A 15767-nucleotide genomic window follows, 5' to 3' on the forward strand; every position below is an offset into this window, starting at 1 on the left:
GCTAAACCGCTTACTGTGGGGTACTTGGGCGGGTCCGAGGGGCTTCTTGTGCTCTTCGGCGTACCGCTGGTTAACCCTCCGGCAGACGCCGACGGCCCCCCGCCCGATGGGCAGGGGGCCGCCGCGGCCGGCTCACGCCCAGGTGATCAGGCGCTTCGGCTGCTCCAGGATCGCCGCCACGTCCGCCAGGACCTTGGAGCCCAGCTCCCCGTCGACCAGGCGGTGGTCGAACGACAGCGCCAGCGTGGTGACCTGACGGGGCTTCACCTTGCCCTTGTGGACCCACGGCTGGAGCTTGATCGCACCGACCGCGAGGATCGCGGACTCGCCGGGGTTGAGGATCGGCGTGCCCGTGTCGACGCCGAAGACGCCGACGTTGGTGATCGTCACCGTGCCGCCCTGCATGGCCGCCGGGGAGGTCTTGCCGTCCCTGGCCGTCGACACCAGCTCGCCCAGCGACTCGGCCAGCTGCGGCAGCGTCTTGGCGTGGGCGTCCTTGATGTTCGGCACGATCAGGCCGCGCGGGGTCGCGGCCGCGATGCCCAGGTTCACATAGTGCTTGACCACGATCTCCTGGGCGGCCTCGTCCCAGGACGCGTTGATGTCCGGGTTCCGCTTGATCGCGACGAGCAGCGCCTTGGCGATCAGCAGGAGGGGGTTCACGCGCAGGCCCGCGAACTCCTTGTCCTCCTTCAGCTCCTCGACCAGCTTCATCGTGCGCGTCACGTCGACGGTCACGAACTCCGTGACGTGCGGCGCGGTGAAGGCCGAGCCGACCATCGCCGCCGCCGTCGCCTTGCGGACGCCCTTGATCGGGACACGGGTCTCACGGGTGGTGTCGTACGACACCACCGCCGGGGCGGCGGCCGGGACGGCGGCAGCGGGGGCCTCCGGCTGCGGTGTCCGCGGCTCGGCCACCGCCGCGTGCACGTCCTCGCGGGTGATGACGCCGTCCGGGCCGGTCGGGACGACCGTCGCCAGATCGACGCCCAGGTCCTTGGCCAGCTTGCGGACCGGGGGCTTGGCCAGGGGGCGTGCCTTCACGGCGGCGGCGGCCGGGGGCGCCGCCCCGTGGCCGTTCAGCTCCGTCTGGATCGCCGTCGAGGCCTGCTGGACCGGGACCTCCGGGCCCTTGCGCGGGCGACGGCGGGTGGACGACGCCGCCACCCCGTAGCCGACCAGGACCGGCTGGCGGCCGGAGCCCTCCACCTTCGGCTCCTCCGCGGGCCGGGGCGCCGCTGGCTGCTCGGCGGTGGGCGCGGGCTGCTCTGCGGCGGACTGCTCGGCGGCGGGGGCGGCCCCTCCGCTCACGTCCACCGCGATGATCGCCGTGCCCACGTCGACCGTGGTGCCCTCCGGGAAGTGCAGCTCCCGGACCACGCCGTCGTACGGGATGGGCAGCTCGACGGCCGCCTTCGCCGTCTCGACCTCGCACACCACCTGGCCGTCCGTCACCGTGTCGCCGGGCTGGACGAACCACTTGAGGATCTCCGCCTCGGTGAGCCCCTCGCCCACGTCGGGCATCTTGAACTCGCGTACGGACGCTTCCGTCATCGTCGTCACGACCCTCTCCTCAGTACGCCAGCGAGCGGTCGACGGCATCCAGCACCCGGTCCAGGTTCGGCAGGTACTCCTCCTCCAGGCGGGCCGGCGGGTACGGCGCGTGATAGCCGCCCACCCGGAGCACCGGGGCCTCCAGGTGGTAGAAGCAGCGCTCCGTGATCCGCGCGGCGATCTCCGCGCCGGAGCCGAAGAACACCGGTGCCTCGTGGACGACGACCAGGCGGCGCGTCTTCTCCACCGACGCCTGGATCGAGTCGAAGTCGATCGGGGAGACCGAGCGCAGGTCGAGAACCTCCAGGTTCCTGCCCTCCTCGGCGGCCGCGTCGGCGACCTCCTGGCAGAGCTTCACCATCGGGCCGTAGGCGGCGAGGGTCAGGTCGGTGCCCGCGCGGACCACCTGGGCCTTGTGCAGCGGGCCCGGGATCGCCTCGGTGTTGACCTCGCCCTTGTCCCAGTAGCGGCGCTTGGGCTCGAAGAAGATCACCGGGTCGTCGCTCTGGATGGCCTGCTGCATCATCCAGTAGGCGTCCGACGCGTTCGACGGACTGACGATCTTCAGGCCCGCCACGTGCGCGAACAGCGACTCGGGGGACTCCGAGTGGTGCTCCACGGCGCCGATGCCGCCGCCGTAGGGGATGCGGACGACGACCGGGAGCTTGACCTTGCCCAGCGAGCGGGCGTGCATCTTCGCGAGCTGCGTGACGATCTGGTCGTAGGCCGGGAAGACGAAGCCGTCGAACTGGATCTCCACCACCGGGCGGTAGCCGCGCAGGGCCAGGCCGATCGCCGTGCCGACGATGCCCGACTCGGCCAGCGGGGTGTCGATGACGCGGCTCTCGCCGAAGTCCTTCTGGAGGCCGTCCGTCACCCGGAAGACACCGCCGAGCTTGCCGACGTCCTCACCCATGATCAGGACCTTGGGGTCGGAGTCCAGGGCGCGGCGCAGCGACTCGTTGATCGCCTTGGCCAGAGCCATCTTGTCGGCCATCTCAGTTACCCCCCTCGTCGGCGAACGACGCCTGGTAGGCGGCGAACTGGGCGCGCTCCTCGTCGACCAGCGCGTGTCCGTCCGCGTAGACGTTCTCGAAGATGGCGAAGTGGTCCGGGTCCGGCATGGCACGGACCGCCTCGCGCACTCGTTTGCCCAACGCCTCGGACTCGGCCTCCAGTTCCGCGAAGAATCCCTCGTCCGCGTGGTTCGAGCCCTCCAGGTAGCGGCGAAGGCGCAGGATCGGGTCCTTGGCCTCCCAGGCCTGGCGCTCCTCGTCGCCCCGGTACCGGGTCGGGTCGTCGGAGGTGGTGTGGGCGCCCATGCGGTAGGTGAACGCCTCGACGAGGGTCGGGCCCTCGCCGGAGCGGGCCCGCTCCAGGGCCCACCGGGTGACCGCGAGGCAGCCGAGCACGTCGTTGCCGTCCACGCGCACGCCCGGGAAGCCGAAGCCCTGCGCGCGCTGGTAGATCGGCACGCGGGACTGCTTCTCGGTCGGCTCGGAGATGGCCCACTGGTTGTTCTGGCAGAAGAACACGACGGGGGCGTTGTAGACCGCGGAGAAGGTGAACGATTCGGCGACGTCGCCCTGGCTGGAGGCGCCGTCGCCGAAGTAGGCGATCACCGCGCTGTCGGCGCCGTCCTTGGCGATGCCCATGGCGTAGCCGGTGGCGTGCAGCGTCTGGGAGCCGATGACGATCGTGTAGAGCTGGAAGTTGTTGCCGTTGGGGTCCCAGCCGCCGTTGTTCACCCCGCGGAACATGCCGAGCAGATTGGTCGGGTCCACGCCGCGGCACCAGGCGACGCCGTGCTCACGGTAGGTGGGGAAGACGTAGTCGTCGTCGCGCAGGGCCCGGCCGGAGCCGATCTGGGCGGCCTCCTGGCCGAGCAGCGAGGCCCACAGGCCCAGCTCGCCCTGGCGCTGCAGGGAGGTCGCCTCGGCGTCGAAGCGGCGGGTGAGCACCATGTCGCGGTACAGGCCGCGGAGCTCTTCCGGGGTGACACCGGCGACGTACTTGTCGTACTCGGCGTTCTTGACGCGCTTGCCCTCGGGCGTCAGCAGCTGCACGAGCTGGGGCTCGGTGCCGGCGTCCTTCTTGGCGGTCGTGCGGGTGGTGCGCTTGGTGCCGGTGGTGCCGGCCTTGCTTCCGGCGCTGCGTCGCGGTGTGCGCGCGGCAGTGCTCTCCACGGTCACGTGTGCTCCTCCGTCGGTCCGGCCCCCGGGGTTGCCGGTAGGCCAGTGCGGCTCACCTGTTCTCGGCCACCGGGGCACGGGGTGGGTGCCACTCGACCGGGAACAGGCGTGACAGGTGCCCCGGCGAGCGCCCTGCAAAGGGCACGTTACCCAGTGCATCACATTTCTGTGAAACCCCGTCTGACCTGCGATTTTGCTTGGATATCCAAGTAAATCGGGAAGGTGTGGAAGGGGCCCTGGTCACAGCCTTGCAGGAGGCCGGAGCAACCGCACGTTAACCCGGTGACCCAGGTCACGGGAAGAGTCCACTTTCCGGCGCGCCGAAACGGCACGCGCGCGTGGAGCCCGTTTCCGGGTCCCACGCGCGCGTGGATCATCCGTTTGGTCCCGGCCGTCCGGTCGGGGGACCGGCCCCGGGTCAGCCCTCTCCGCCGCCCGGGCCTCCGACGACACCGCTCGTGGCGCCCCCGTCGCCACCGCCCGTCGGGTCCGTCGGCGTCTCCGGGTCCGTGGGCTGCGGGTCCGTGGGCTCGTCGGTCGGCTCCTGGGTGGTCGGCTGGCCCGTCGGCTGGCCGGTGGGCGTCTCGGGAGCGCTCTGCGACGGCGTGTAGCTCGGGGAGTACGACGGCGTCCACTCGCCGCCGCCGGAGCTCGTGCCGGTGCCGTTGTCCGTGGACGTGTCGGTCGGCTCGTCGGTCGGCTCGTCGCTCGGCGTCTCGCTGGGCGACTTCTTCTCCGTCGTCTGCGAGGTGGTCGGCGACTCCTTGGTGCCGGGGCCCTTCGAGTCGTCGCCGGTGTTCTGGAGCGCCAGGGCGACACCCGCCGCGACGGCGATCACCGCGAGCACGGCGAGGATCCACAGCTTGCCGCGGCCGCCCCCCTTGTTGCCGTGGCCCTCGAAGCCGCCGTCGTCCCCGCTGCCGTAACCGGCGGGCAGGATCGGCGACGGGATCTGCGCGGTGCCGGAGACGTCCCCGGGGTGGCCCATCACGGCCGTGCCGGCGAAACCTCCCGACGGGGTGTGCCGGCCCTCGTGCATGTCGACCGGGCCGGTGTTCCAGGTGCCGGTGTGGCCGCCCTGGTCGTAGAGCATCTGCAGCGCGTACTGGACCAGCCCGCGCATCTCCTCGGCCGTCTGGAAGCGGTCGTCCGGCTCCTTGGCGAGGGAGCGCATGACGAGGCCGTCGAGCTCGGGCGGGCAGGCGTCGGAGGCCTCGGAAGGAGGCGTCGGGATGTCCTGGACGTGCTGGTAGACCACCGACAGCGGGGTCTCGCCGGTGAACGGCGGGCGCAGCGAGAGCAGTTCGTAGAGCAGGCAGCCCGTCGCGTACAGGTCGGAGCGGTGGTCGACGGCCTTGCCGAGCGCCTGCTCGGGGGACAGGTACTGGGGGGTGCCCATGACCATGCCGGTCTGCGTCATCGTGGACTGCGCGCCGTGCAGGGCGCGGGCGATGCCGAAGTCCATCACCTTCACGGCGCCGTTGTGCGTGATGATGACGTTGGCCGGCTTGATGTCGCGGTGCACGATGCCGTGCTGGTGCGAATAGGCGAGCGCCTCCAGGACGCCCGAAACGATGATCAGGGCCTGCTCGGGGCCCGGCGCCTCGGCGTTCAGCAGCAGGTCGCGGATCGTGCGGCCCTCGACCAGTTCCATGACGATGTAGGGCACGGACTGGCCGCCGACGATGTCCTCGCCGGAGTCGTACACGGCGACGATCGCGTGGTGGTTGAGGCCGGCGACCGACTGGGCCTCGCGCGTGAAGCGCGCCTTGGACACCGGGTCCTCGGCGAGGTCGGAACGGAGCAGCTTGACAGCGACGGTGCGCCCGAGGCGGACGTCCTCGGCGGCGAACACCTCGGCCATGCCGCCCCGGCCGAGTCTGCGGGTCAGCCGGTACCGGCCGTCCCCGACCAGCCCGCCGTTACCCCAGGACTCCGGCGCGTCCGACATGCCGCCGCCAGTCGCCTCGGGTTCGGACGGGCCCTGAGCGCGCTGCTGCTGTGCCATCAGTCCTCGCCGTCGTTTCTGCCCGCGGTGCGCGCGGTGTTGTTACGGTCTCCGTCGGCCACGCTACAGCCTCCGCGCAAGCCTCCGGTCCGAGACGGGGTGCCAGGACCGGCACGGGACGGACGCGTCATGAAACCTTCACTCCGTACTGTCGTGCAAATTCTGTGCACCGGCCGTACGTCCCCTGTAACGCTTCCGCGACGCTTCCTTCGCGTACGGTCACGGAACGGGCACCGAGCTTGACGTGTCTGTGCCCTGGGGCAGACTTGGCCGGGAATGGCGGTTTGGATCACGCGGATCAGCGTCGGATCAGCGACAGTCGGCGGCGCCTCAAGGGCTACGGGGGAAACGGGACATGAGCCAGGACGGCGCACAGGGCCAGTACACGGGGCGGGCGCTCGCCAATGGCCGCTACCAGCTGCGTGATCTCCTCGGCCAGGGCGGCATGGCCTCGGTGCACCTCGCCTACGACAGCGTGCTCGACCGGCAGGTCGCGATCAAGACACTTCACACCGATCTCGGCCGGGAACAGGCCTTCCGCGAGCGGTTCCGCCGCGAGGCCCAGTCCGTGGCCAAGCTCACGCACACCAACATCGTCTCGGTCTTCGACACCGGCGAGGACACCCTCGACTCCATGACGACGCCGTACATCGTCATGGAGTACGTCGAGGGCCGCCCGCTCGGCTCCGTGCTCGACGAGGACGTGCGGCAGCAGGGCGCGATGCCCGCCGACAAGGCGCTGAAGATCACCGCGGACGTGCTCGCCGCGCTGGAGATCAGCCACGAGATGGGCCTGGTCCACCGGGACATCAAGCCGGGCAACGTGATGATGACCAAGCGCGGCGTGGTCAAGGTCATGGACTTCGGCATCGCCCGCGCCATGCAGTCGGGTGTGACGTCGATGACACAGACCGGCATGGTCGTCGGCACCCCTCAGTACCTCTCGCCGGAACAGGCCCTCGGCCGCGGTGTGGACGCCCGCTCCGACCTGTACTCGGTCGGCATCATGCTGTTCCAACTGGTCACCGGGCGGCTGCCGTTCGAGGCCGACTCGCCGCTGGCCATAGCGTATGCGCACGTGCAGGAGGAGCCGCCGGTCCCGTCCTCGGTCAACCGCGCGCTGCCCCCGGCCGTGGACGCGCTGATCGCCCGCGCGTTGAAGAAGAACCCGAACGAGCGCTTCCCGAGCGCCGAGGCCATGCGCGACGAGTGCCTGCGCGTGGCGTCGTCCTTCCAGCCCACCCCGCCGAGCATCGTGCCGGGCGCGCAGACCCCGAGCGGCGCGGGCGTCGGATCGGCCGTGTTCCCTCCGGTCGACCAGGCGACCCCGGCGCCGTCGGGCCAGGTGCAGACGCCGTACCAGCCGACCCCGCCCCCGAACCCCTACGGCACGCCCGGCCCGGCGGCGCCGTCCCCGGCGTACGGCTACCCGCAGCAGGGCGGCTACCAGACGCCGTCGCCCGCCGCGTACTCCCCGCAGCCCGGTCCGTCGACCCCGCCGCCGTACAACCTCACGCCGCAGACCGCGCCGGTCTCCTCGGCCGGCGGCAAGAGCAACAAGCCGGTGATCATCGGCTCGATCGTGGTGTCCGTCGTCGCGGTCGGCGGCCTGGTCGCCGCCCTGCTGATGAACGGCGGCGGCAGCGAGGGCGAGCAGGGCGGCGGGGGCAACAGCGCGAGTGCGTCGGCCTCGGCGGCCAAGAAGCCGGGCTACCGCGGGCCGGACACCTCGAAGACGATCGACACCGAGGAGTGCACGGAGCCGCAGGAGTCGTACAACGACCCCGACAAGATCCGGATGCCCGACTTCAAGTTCAAGAACATCACCTCGGTCAAGGCCTGCCTCCAGGCCGCCGGCTGGGAAAAGAAGATCAACGACCTGGACGAGAACACCTACGGCGACGGCACGGTCATGAACCAGTTCCCGTCCGCCGGCACCGACGTGGACCCGGAGAACATGCCCGAGATCGAGCTCGGCGTCTCCACGGGCAACCCCCCGTCCTGACCTGCTCGTGCGAAGGGCCCGGCAGCCGAGGCTGCCGGGCCCTTCGCACGGCCGGTACGCGGACGCGTTACAGGTACGGCCCGCCCGTACGGCCCGCCGAACGGCCGCCCGGGTGCTGCTCGTCGAGACCGTCATGGCCGACGCCCGGCGGGAGGGCGCGGCGCATCTGCTCCAGCTGGGCGCGGGCCGCCATCTGCTGCGCGAACAGCGTGGTCTGGATCCCGTGGAAAAGCCCCTCCAGCCAGCCCACCAGCTGGGCCTGCGCGATGCGCAGCTCCGCGTCGCTCGGGGTCGCCTCGTCCGTGAACGGCAGGGAGAGCCGCTCCAGCTCCTCGACCAGCTCGGGGGCCAGACCGTCCTCCAGCTCCTTCACCGAGCTGGCGTGGATCTCCTTGAGCCGCACCCGGCTGGCCTCGTCCAGGGGAGCCACACGCACCTCCTCCAGAAGCTGCTTGATCATGCTGCCGATCCGCATGACCTTCGCGGGCTGCTCCACCTGTTCCGTGACCGGAGTCTCGCGGGAGTCCTCGTCTCCGCCGCCGCCGCTGAGCGCCATGCCGTCCTGGCCCACGACCAGGATCTGCGGGTTCTCCGGCGACCTTTCGTTCCTCGGCATCTCCATGTCGCCATTCTCTCGCACGCCTGCACCTCACCTTCGTGGTGCCCCCGCGGGAGGCTGATCCACCGTCCTGGAGGAGACGTGTGGGCCGGGCCCCGGGTTGCTCACCAAAGGGTGAATCCGGCTCGTGCGGCGATTCCGCCTGTCGGCCGAACCCGGAGTGCCGGACGAGTGGGGCGATGTGAGGCTTGTTGCCTCGATCTGACCGAACTTGCCGATCTTGCCCTACCGGGCACGGCGGGAGGGGGTCACCAACGTGACTCCATGGCAACGCGCACTGCGGGCGACGGGACTGGTGGTCGCCCTGGGGGCGGGTGCGGTCGTCTCACCGTACGGGGCCGGCGCCTCGTACGGAGCTGTCCAGTCCGTCCGGTCGTACGGCTCCGTGCTGTCGTACGGCTCTGTCCTCGCGTACGACGCCCCCGGGGGCCGTGCTCTCGCCGCGCCCTCCACGCCCTCCGCTCCCTCCGCCACGGGCGAGCCCTCGAGGGCCGGGAGCCGGGCCGGTGAGGGGCGGGAGCGGCCGGGACGGCCGGCGGACCCCGACCGGGAGCGGGGCGCCGGTGAGGCCACCGCCGCCCCCGAGGAGCCCCGGGAAGCCGTCCCCGAGCCCTCCGCCCCGACGGAGCAGCCCGCAGGGGAAGCCGCCACCGCGCGCGCCGAGCGCCCCGTCGGGCCTGTCCTGCGCATCCTGCCGCTGGGCAGCGGCCTGGTGCTGATCGGCCTCGGCCTCGGCCTCGCCTTCTTCGCCCTGCGGCTGCGGCGGGTCTAGAGCCTGCGCCCTCAGGCGCCCTGCGGCGTGATCAGCAGCACCTTGCCGATGTGGCCGCTCTCCTCCACGACCCGGTGGGCGGCGGCCGCCTCCGGCATCGGGAGCTCGCGGTCGACGACCGGGCGCAGATGGCCGCCTGCGAACAGGGGCCAGACGTGTTCCCGCACCGCCGCGACGATGGCCGCCTTCTCCTCCAGCGGCCGGGCGCGCAGGGACGTCGCGCTGATCGCCGCGCGCTTGGCGAGCAGGGCGCCGATGTTCAGCTCGCCCTTGACGCCGCCCTGCATGCCGATGATCGCGAGCCGGCCGTTGACGGCGAGGGCCCTGACGTTGCGCTCCAGGTACTTGGCGCCCATGTTGTCGAGGATGATGTCGGCACCGGCGCCGTCCGTGGCCTTCCTGACCTCCTCGACGAAGTCCTGCTCGCGGTAGTTGACCAGGATGTCGGCGCCCAGTTCGGCGCACCGGTCCAGCTTCTCCTTCGTCCCGGCCGTGACCGCCACCCGCGCACCGACGGCCTTGGCGAGCTGGATCGCCATCGTGCCGATGCCGCTGGAACCGCCGTGCACGAGCAGCGTCTCGCCCGGGCGCAGGTGGGCGATCATGAAGACGTTCGACCAGACGGTGCAGGTCACCTCGGGCAGGGCCGCGGCCCGCGTCAGGCCGACGCCCTCGGGCACGGGCAGCAGTTGCCCGGCCGGGACGACCACCTTCTCGGCGTAACCGCCGCCGGAGAGCAGCGCGCACACCTCGTCGCCGACGTTCCAGCCGGAGACACCGGGGCCGATCTCGGCGATCCGCCCGGAGCACTCCAGGCCGGGGTAGGGGGACGTGCCGGGCGGCGGGTCGTAGAAGCCCTGCCGCTGCAGGATGTCGGCCCGGTTGACGGCACCGGCCGCCACCGCGACCAGGACCTCGCCCTCGCCGGGCACGGGATCCGGGACCTCGTCCCAGACCAGCGCCTCGGGCCCACCAGGTTCGGGAATCGTGATCGCATGCATGAAGGGGACGGTACTCCTCGGTCGCCGGACCGACTTCCCTCCGCCCCCGGGCCGGCCCCGCCTCCGTCATGGGACCGGTCCTGGCGAATATCCATGTGCGGGACCGATGAGTTTGCGTGACGGTAAAGGTCTCCCCATGCGTAGCCCACGTACTCGGAAGGACCCGAAGCATGAGCGCGCAGATGTCCGGCCTGGCGATCGAGACCGCGGGTCTGGTGAAGACCTTCGGCGAGACGAGGGCCGTCGACGGAGTGGACCTGTCCGTGCCCGCGGGCACGGTCTACGGCGTCCTCGGCCCGAACGGCGCCGGCAAGACCACCACCGTGAAGATGCTCGCCACACTGCTGCGGCCGGACGGCGGCGAGGCCCATGTCTTCGGCCACGACATCGTCCGCGAGGCCGACGAGGTGCGCGGCCGGGTGAGCCTCACCGGCCAGTACGCGTCGGTGGACGAGGACCTCACCGGCACCGAGAACCTGGTCCTGCTGGGCCGGCTGCTCGGCCACCCCAAGAAGGCCGCCCGGGACCGTGCCGCCCAGCTCCTGGAGGCCTTCGGGCTCACGGAGGCGGCCGGGAAGCAGGTCAAGCACTACTCGGGCGGCATGCGGCGCCGCATCGACATCGCCGCGTCCATCCTCAACACCCCCGACCTGCTGTTCCTCGACGAGCCGACCACCGGCCTCGACCCGCGCAGCCGCAACCAGGTCTGGGACATCGTGCGGGCCGTCGTCGCCCAGGGCACCACCGTGCTGCTGACCACGCAGTATCTGGACGAGGCCGACCAGCTGGCGTCCCGGATCGCCGTCATCGACCGCGGCCGGGTGATCGCCGAGGGCACCAAGGGCGAGCTGAAGTCGTCCGTCGGCGCCGGATCCGTCCATCTACGGCTGCGAGATCCGGACCAACGGGACCTGGCAGCGGACCTGCTGCGCCGGGCCCTCCACGCGCAGGTGCAGCTGGAGCACGACCCGGTGGCCCTGACCGCCCGCCTGGGTGCGGCGGCGAGCGACGACAGCGCCGCGCAGCAGGCGTCCAGCGCGCTGAGCGAGCTGGTCCACGCCGGGATCACCGTCGACAACTTCTCGCTGGGCCAGCCCAGCCTGGACGAGGTGTTCCTGGCCCTCACCGGGCACGACACACACGACTCCGGCCACAGCGACGGCTCCGGCCCCTCACACGACCCGAAGGACGAGGTGGCGGCATGAGCACCACGACCACCGAGACCAAGGAACTGGCCCCGGTCAGCGCCGAATCCCTCGCCGCGCTGCTCATCTCCAAGGAGCGTCCGCCCCGGCCCAGCGCCTGGTCGACCTCGATGACCTTCGGCTGGCGGGCGATCCTCAAGATCAAGCACGTGCCGGAGCAGCTCTTCGACGTCACGGCGTTCCCGATCATGATGGTGCTGATGTACACGTACCTGTTCGGCGGGGCGCTGGCCGGCTCGCCGAAGGAGTACATCCAGTTCCTGCTGCCGGGCATCCTCGTGATGTCGGTCGTGATGATCACGATGTACACGGGCGTCTCGGTCAACACCGACATCGAGAAGGGCGTCTTCGACCGGTTCCGCAGCCTGCCGATCTGGCGGCCCTCGACGATGGTCGGCTACCTGCTCGGCGACGCCCTGCGGTACACGATCGCGTCCGTGGTGATGCTCACCGTCGGCATCATCCTCGGCTACCGGCCGGGCGGCGGGATCGGCGGTGTGCTCGCCGGGATCGCCCTGCTGGTGCTCTTCTCGTTCGCCTTCTCGTGGATCTGGACCATGTTCGGGCTGATGCTGCGCACCGAGAAGTCGGTGATGGGCGTCAGCATGATGGTGATCTTCCCGCTCACCTTCCTGTCCAACGTCTTCGTCGACCCGAAGACCATGCCGGGCTGGCTCCAGGCCTTCGTCAACAACAGCCCCATCACCCATCTGGCGTCGGCGGTGCGCGGTCTGATGGGCGGTGACTGGCCGACCGCCGAGGTCGCCTGGTCGCTGGGCTGGGCCGGCCTGTTCGTGCTGGTCTTCGGCCCGATCACGATGCGGTTGTACAACCGGAAGTAGACCTTGGGCCTGGGCCTTCGGCTTTCGGCGTCGGGCCTTGTGCTTCCTTGGCCGGCCGCCCCGCACTGAACGTGTGGGGCGGCCGGCCGTTCGCTGCCGTGCCGGTCAGTTGCGCGGCATGGGGGGCATCGGCCGGAAGTCGGGCGCTGTCTGTGAGCCGGGCGTCGCCCGCACGATCGTGATGAGCCGGTCGGTCAGCTCCAGCGTCCCGACAGCCGGATCGTCGTAGCCGAGCACCCGGTGGCCGCGTATGACGCTCACCACCAGGTCGGTGATCTCCCGCGGGGTCTTGCCCACCTCGGCCTTGACCACCGGCCGTTCGACGATGTCGAGGCCGCTGCCCTGCTGGATGAGGTCCTCCATCACCATGCCCGCGGAGGGGCTGAGCACCGAGAGGCCGAGCAGACGGCCGGCGGCACTGGCACTGGTGATGACCGCGTCGGCGCCGGACTGCTTGAGCAGCGGCGCGTTCTCCTCCTCCCGCACGGCGGCCACGATCTTCGCTCCGCGGTTGAGCTGCCGGGCCGTCAGCGCCACCAGGACCGCCGTGTCGTCGCGCTGCGTCGCGATGATGATCTGGCGCGCCTTGTGCACCTCGGCCCGCTTCAGCACCTCGCTGCGCGTGGCGTCCCCGACGATCCCCGCGTAGCCCTCGGCGGCCGCGGCGTCGATCACCTTGGAACTGGGGTCGACCACGACGACCTGCTCCTTCTTCAGGCCCGTCGCACAGACGGTCCGGATCGCCGACCTGCCCTTCGTACCGAATCCGATGACGACGGTGTGATCGCGCAAGGTGGACCTCCAGCGGGTCAGTCGCCACTCCTCCCGGGTGCGTTCGGTGAGGGCTTCGAGGGTGGTGCCGACCAGGATGATCAGGAACAGCACGCGCAGGGGCGTGATGACGAGGATGTTCGTGAGCCGGGCGGTATCGCTGGCAGGGGTGATGTCGCCGTAACCGGTCGTGGAGAGGGTGACGGTCGCGTAGTAGAACGCGTCGAGGAGCGTCATGCCCCCGCCCGCGTTGTCGTTGTAGCCGTCGCGGTCGGCGTAGACGATCAGGGCGGTCGCGACGAGGACCACCAGTGCCATGGAGAGCCGCTTGGCGACCTGGCCGATCGGGTGCTCCACCACTTTCCTCGGGAGTTTCACCCGATGGGTCACCAGATGCTCGTCCGCCTGGCGGGCGATCGCGTCCTGGCCCGGAAGTTTCACGTGAAACACACCCCGATTCCTCCGGACGCCCAGGGCAGGTCGAGCAGTTCCGCCTCCTGCCCCGCACGGGCACCGCCGGGGGGTACGACGGCCAGCGCGTCGGCCGCGGCGATGCCGCGCAGCATGGCCGGTCCGTTGTAGTGCAGCGGCACGGCCTGGTCGCCCCGCAGGACGACGGGGACGAGCCGGGTGTCGTACGGGTGCCCGTGCACGGCGTCCCTCAGCGGCAGCGTGTACGGCTCCGGGGCCGGGCGGGCCGCGAGGGTCCGCAGCAACGGCTCGGCGAGCGTCAGCAGTCCGGAGACGGCGGCGAGCGGGTTGCCCGGCAGGCCCACGAGGTGCTGGGTCTCCGTGATGCGGGCCAGCAGCATGGGGTGGCCGGGGCGCACCTTGACGCCGTCCACGAGGAGTTCGGCACCGATACGGCGCAGCGTGGGGTGGACGTGGTCGACGGGGCCCGCGGCGGTGCCGCCTGTGGTGACGACGACATCGGCGTCGGACGTGGTGATCGCCTGGTGCAGGGCGTCGGCGTCGTCGTGGACGCGTCGTACGGCGGTGACCTCGGCGCCGAGCGCCCGCAGCCAGGGCGGCAGCATCGGGCCGAGCGCGTCCCTGATCAGACCGTCGTGCGGCCGTCCCTCGGTGAGCAACTCGTCGCCGAGGACCAGGACTTCGGCACGAGGGCGGGGGACGGCGGTGACGACGTCGTATCCGGCGGCGGCCGCGAGCCCCAGTACGGCCGGGGTGACGAGGGTGCCCACGGGGAGCAACTGGTCGCCGTTGCGGCACTCCTGGCCGCGCGGGCGGATGTCCTGGCCGGGGACGACGTCCCTGGTCGCGTACAGGCGGCCCTTGTCGTCGGTGCGGCCGTGCTCGCTGCGCAGAACGGCGGTGGTGTCCGGGGGGACGCGGGCGCCGGTGGCGATCCGGACGGCCTCGCCGTCGGTCAGGGGCTCGGCGGCGGCGTGCCCGGCCAGGACGCCGTCGTCCCGTACGTCCCAGGGGGCGGGCCCGGCGACCGCCCAGCCGTCCATCGCGGAGGTGTCGAAGGAGGGGAGGTCGGTGAGGGCGTCGAGGGGCGCGGCCAGGGTGAGGCCGAGGGCGGCTTCGAGAGGCACGGAGACCGGTCGGCGGCGCGCGGCCCGGGCGGTGTTCCGGGCGGCGCGCTCGGCGGTGGCCCGGGCCTCCGGCCAGGGGGTGGCGTGGTGACGGGTGTCCGGCCGGGGAGAGGTGTCCGGCTGGTCGGAGGCGCGGGGGCTGTGCGTCTCACCTCGATCGGCGGGGCCGGGCAGGTCGTTGCTGTTCCTCACGAGAGCGAGCACCTCCTCGACGTCGAGGTCCTCGGCGTCCTCACCGGCGCGTGTGCCGTGCGGGGTCATCCGGCGTCCGGGCGGGTGTCGGGCGTCGCGTCGGGGGCGACGTCGGGCTGGGGCTCGGCGCCGGAGGTCTGGGTCGTTTCGGTACTTTCTTCCGCCCAGCGGGCGGCGAGGGCCGCGGCCTTCCGGGCGGCCTCGGCGACCGCCTCGGGGCCGCCGCCTGCCTGTGCGGCCGCGTAGCCGACGAGGAAGGTGGTCAGTGGCGCCGCGGGCCTGTCCACCCCGTGGGCGGCGTCGCGAGCGAGGTCGAGCAGGCCGCGGATGTCGACCTCGAGGTCGATGCCCAGTTCGTCCTTGACGGTGGAAATCCATTCATCCAACACGTGCCCATGCTCCCTGATACGTGCCCTGGCGGTGGCGATGTCGTCCCAGGTGTCGCAGTCGAAGGACGCGACGGGGTCGGAGATACGGGTGAGGTTCAGCTCGGCGATCAGCCGCCGCAGCGGGAGACCGGCGAGACCGTCGTGCCGGTCGGTGAGGAGCGCGAGCCCCTCGCGCAGCCGAGACGCGTCGTACGCGGCCACGAGGGGCTGGTCACGTCCCTCGGGATCGGTCAGCAGCACGCCGTCGGCGGCGCTCGCCCGGAGCGTGCTCAGCAGCCGGTCGACCGTGCGTGCCTCCAGGAACGGCAGATCGGCGGAGAGCACCACGACGTGCTCCGCCGTGGTGTGCCGGAGCCCGGCGTCGAGCGCGGCGAGCGGTCCGCCGCCGGGCGGGTCCTCATGGGCCCAGGTCACGGGCCGGGCAGTCGGCCGGGGCGCGGCGACGACGACGGTGCCGCGGGCTCCCGCGCACGCGGCGAGCACGCGGTCGAGCAGGGCCCGGCCGCCCACGCGCACACCGGGTTTGTCCGCGCCTCCGAGGCGCCGGGCGGCACCGCCGGCGAGCACGACGGCGTCGTACGCGGCGGGGGCCGGCCCGCGCGCGGGGCCGGTGCCGGCGCCGGATTCACCGGGGGGCTGATAGGCGGTCATCCCCCGA

13 protein-coding genes are annotated in these 15767 nt (G+C 71.6%); 4 read left to right on the top strand and 9 right to left on the bottom strand.

Annotated elements, in window-relative coordinates:
- Positions 1-132 precede the first annotated feature (132 nt).
- From SCNRRL3882_RS20025 to SCNRRL3882_RS20040, 4 genes are all read right to left on the bottom strand, one after another.
- On the bottom strand, positions 133-1563 hold the full coding sequence (locus SCNRRL3882_RS20025; protein ID WP_010032511.1) for a dihydrolipoamide acetyltransferase family protein: 1431 nt from the start codon (positions 1561-1563) through the stop codon (positions 133-135).
- A gap of 10 nt (positions 1564-1573) precedes the next feature.
- On the bottom strand, positions 1574-2551 hold the full coding sequence (locus SCNRRL3882_RS20030; RefSeq protein WP_010032512.1) for an alpha-ketoacid dehydrogenase subunit beta: 978 nt from the start codon (positions 2549-2551) through the stop codon (positions 1574-1576).
- 1 nt (position 2552) lies between these two features.
- Positions 2553-3746: a pyruvate dehydrogenase (acetyl-transferring) E1 component subunit alpha gene (pdhA, locus tag SCNRRL3882_RS20035; RefSeq protein WP_010032514.1), complete on the bottom strand. Its 1194-nt coding sequence runs from the start codon at positions 3744-3746 to the stop codon at positions 2553-2555.
- A 418-nt stretch (positions 3747-4164) separates the two neighbouring features.
- Entirely contained in the window at positions 4165-5754 is a 1590-nt protein-coding gene (locus SCNRRL3882_RS20040) for a protein kinase domain-containing protein (RefSeq protein ID WP_010032515.1), read from the bottom strand.
- Positions 5755-6109: 355 nt separating this feature from the next.
- Between SCNRRL3882_RS20040 and SCNRRL3882_RS20045 the strand changes: the two genes are divergently transcribed.
- Positions 6110-7759, top strand: a complete 1650-nt coding sequence (locus SCNRRL3882_RS20045) for a protein kinase domain-containing protein (protein ID WP_010032519.1) — start codon at positions 6110-6112, stop codon at positions 7757-7759.
- A 67-nt stretch (positions 7760-7826) separates the two neighbouring features.
- On the opposite strand, the gene SCNRRL3882_RS20050 is transcribed toward SCNRRL3882_RS20045, so the two are convergent.
- Entirely contained in the window at positions 7827-8381 is a 555-nt protein-coding gene (locus SCNRRL3882_RS20050; protein ID WP_010032522.1) for a bacterial proteasome activator family protein, read from the bottom strand.
- Between the two features lie 253 nt (positions 8382-8634).
- Between SCNRRL3882_RS20050 and SCNRRL3882_RS20055 the strand changes: the two genes are divergently transcribed.
- Positions 8635-9150, top strand: coding sequence for a hypothetical protein (locus SCNRRL3882_RS20055; RefSeq protein WP_102515019.1), 516 nt, complete (start codon positions 8635-8637; stop codon positions 9148-9150).
- Positions 9151-9161: 11 nt separating this feature from the next.
- On the opposite strand, the gene SCNRRL3882_RS20060 is transcribed toward SCNRRL3882_RS20055, so the two are convergent.
- Entirely contained in the window at positions 9162-10151 is a 990-nt protein-coding gene (locus tag SCNRRL3882_RS20060) for an NAD(P)H-quinone oxidoreductase (RefSeq protein ID WP_010032524.1), read from the bottom strand.
- A 170-nt stretch (positions 10152-10321) separates the two neighbouring features.
- On the opposite strand from SCNRRL3882_RS20060, the gene SCNRRL3882_RS20065 reads away from it, so the two are divergent.
- Together SCNRRL3882_RS20065 and SCNRRL3882_RS20070 are read left to right on the top strand one after the other, a co-directional pair.
- Positions 10322-11356 (top strand): ATP-binding cassette domain-containing protein, encoded by a 1035-nt coding sequence (locus tag SCNRRL3882_RS20065; RefSeq protein WP_010032525.1) that lies wholly within the window; start codon positions 10322-10324, stop codon positions 11354-11356.
- The gene (locus SCNRRL3882_RS20070; protein WP_010032526.1) at positions 11353-12198 is read left to right on the top strand and encodes an ABC transporter permease; all 846 of its coding nucleotides are present in this window, start codon (positions 11353-11355) and stop codon (positions 12196-12198) included. The genes SCNRRL3882_RS20065 and SCNRRL3882_RS20070 overlap by 4 nt, the downstream gene beginning before the upstream one ends.
- Before the next feature lie 105 nt (positions 12199-12303).
- Here the strand turns inward: SCNRRL3882_RS20070 and SCNRRL3882_RS20075 are convergent, their stop codons facing one another.
- Genes SCNRRL3882_RS20075 through SCNRRL3882_RS20085 form a run of 3 tightly spaced genes read right to left on the bottom strand, consistent with a single transcriptional unit; the run spans position 12304 to position 15760 of the window.
- Positions 12304-13410, bottom strand: a complete 1107-nt coding sequence (locus SCNRRL3882_RS20075; protein WP_010032527.1) for a potassium channel family protein — start codon at positions 13408-13410, stop codon at positions 12304-12306.
- The gene (locus SCNRRL3882_RS20080) at positions 13407-14789 is read right to left on the bottom strand and encodes a molybdopterin molybdotransferase MoeA (protein ID WP_010032529.1); all 1383 of its coding nucleotides are present in this window, start codon (positions 14787-14789) and stop codon (positions 13407-13409) included. Before SCNRRL3882_RS20080 ends, SCNRRL3882_RS20075 begins: the two co-directional genes overlap by 4 nt.
- Positions 14786-15760 (bottom strand): NTP transferase domain-containing protein, encoded by a 975-nt coding sequence (locus SCNRRL3882_RS20085; RefSeq protein ID WP_010032531.1) that lies wholly within the window; start codon positions 15758-15760, stop codon positions 14786-14788. The genes SCNRRL3882_RS20080 and SCNRRL3882_RS20085 overlap by 4 nt, the downstream gene beginning before the upstream one ends.
- Positions 15761-15767: the final 7 nt, after the last annotated feature.

Origin of the sequence: Streptomyces chartreusis NRRL 3882 (assembly GCF_900236475.1) — a bacterium.
Taxonomy (GTDB): domain Bacteria; phylum Actinomycetota; class Actinomycetes; order Streptomycetales; family Streptomycetaceae; genus Streptomyces; species Streptomyces chartreusis_D.

Coding starts and splice junctions, on each gene's coding strand:
- SCNRRL3882_RS20045 (WP_010032519.1), top strand. CDS start 6,110: ATGAGCCAGGACGGCGCACAGGGCCAGTACACGGGGCGGGCGCTCGCC.
- SCNRRL3882_RS20050 (WP_010032522.1), bottom strand. CDS start 8,381: ATGGAGATGCCGAGGAACGAAAGGTCGCCGGAGAACCCGCAGATCCTG.
- SCNRRL3882_RS20065 (WP_010032525.1), top strand. CDS start 10,322: ATGAGCGCGCAGATGTCCGGCCTGGCGATCGAGACCGCGGGTCTGGTG.
- SCNRRL3882_RS20040 (WP_010032515.1), bottom strand. CDS start 5,754: ATGGCACAGCAGCAGCGCGCTCAGGGCCCGTCCGAACCCGAGGCGACT.
- SCNRRL3882_RS20085 (WP_010032531.1), bottom strand. CDS start 15,760: ATGACCGCCTATCAGCCCCCCGGTGAATCCGGCGCCGGCACCGGCCCC.
- SCNRRL3882_RS20060 (WP_010032524.1), bottom strand. CDS start 10,151: ATGCATGCGATCACGATTCCCGAACCTGGTGGGCCCGAGGCGCTGGTC.
- SCNRRL3882_RS20080 (WP_010032529.1), bottom strand. CDS start 14,789: ATGACCCCGCACGGCACACGCGCCGGTGAGGACGCCGAGGACCTCGAC.
- SCNRRL3882_RS20070 (WP_010032526.1), top strand. CDS start 11,353: ATGAGCACCACGACCACCGAGACCAAGGAACTGGCCCCGGTCAGCGCC.
- SCNRRL3882_RS20030 (WP_010032512.1), bottom strand. CDS start 2,551: ATGGCCGACAAGATGGCTCTGGCCAAGGCGATCAACGAGTCGCTGCGC.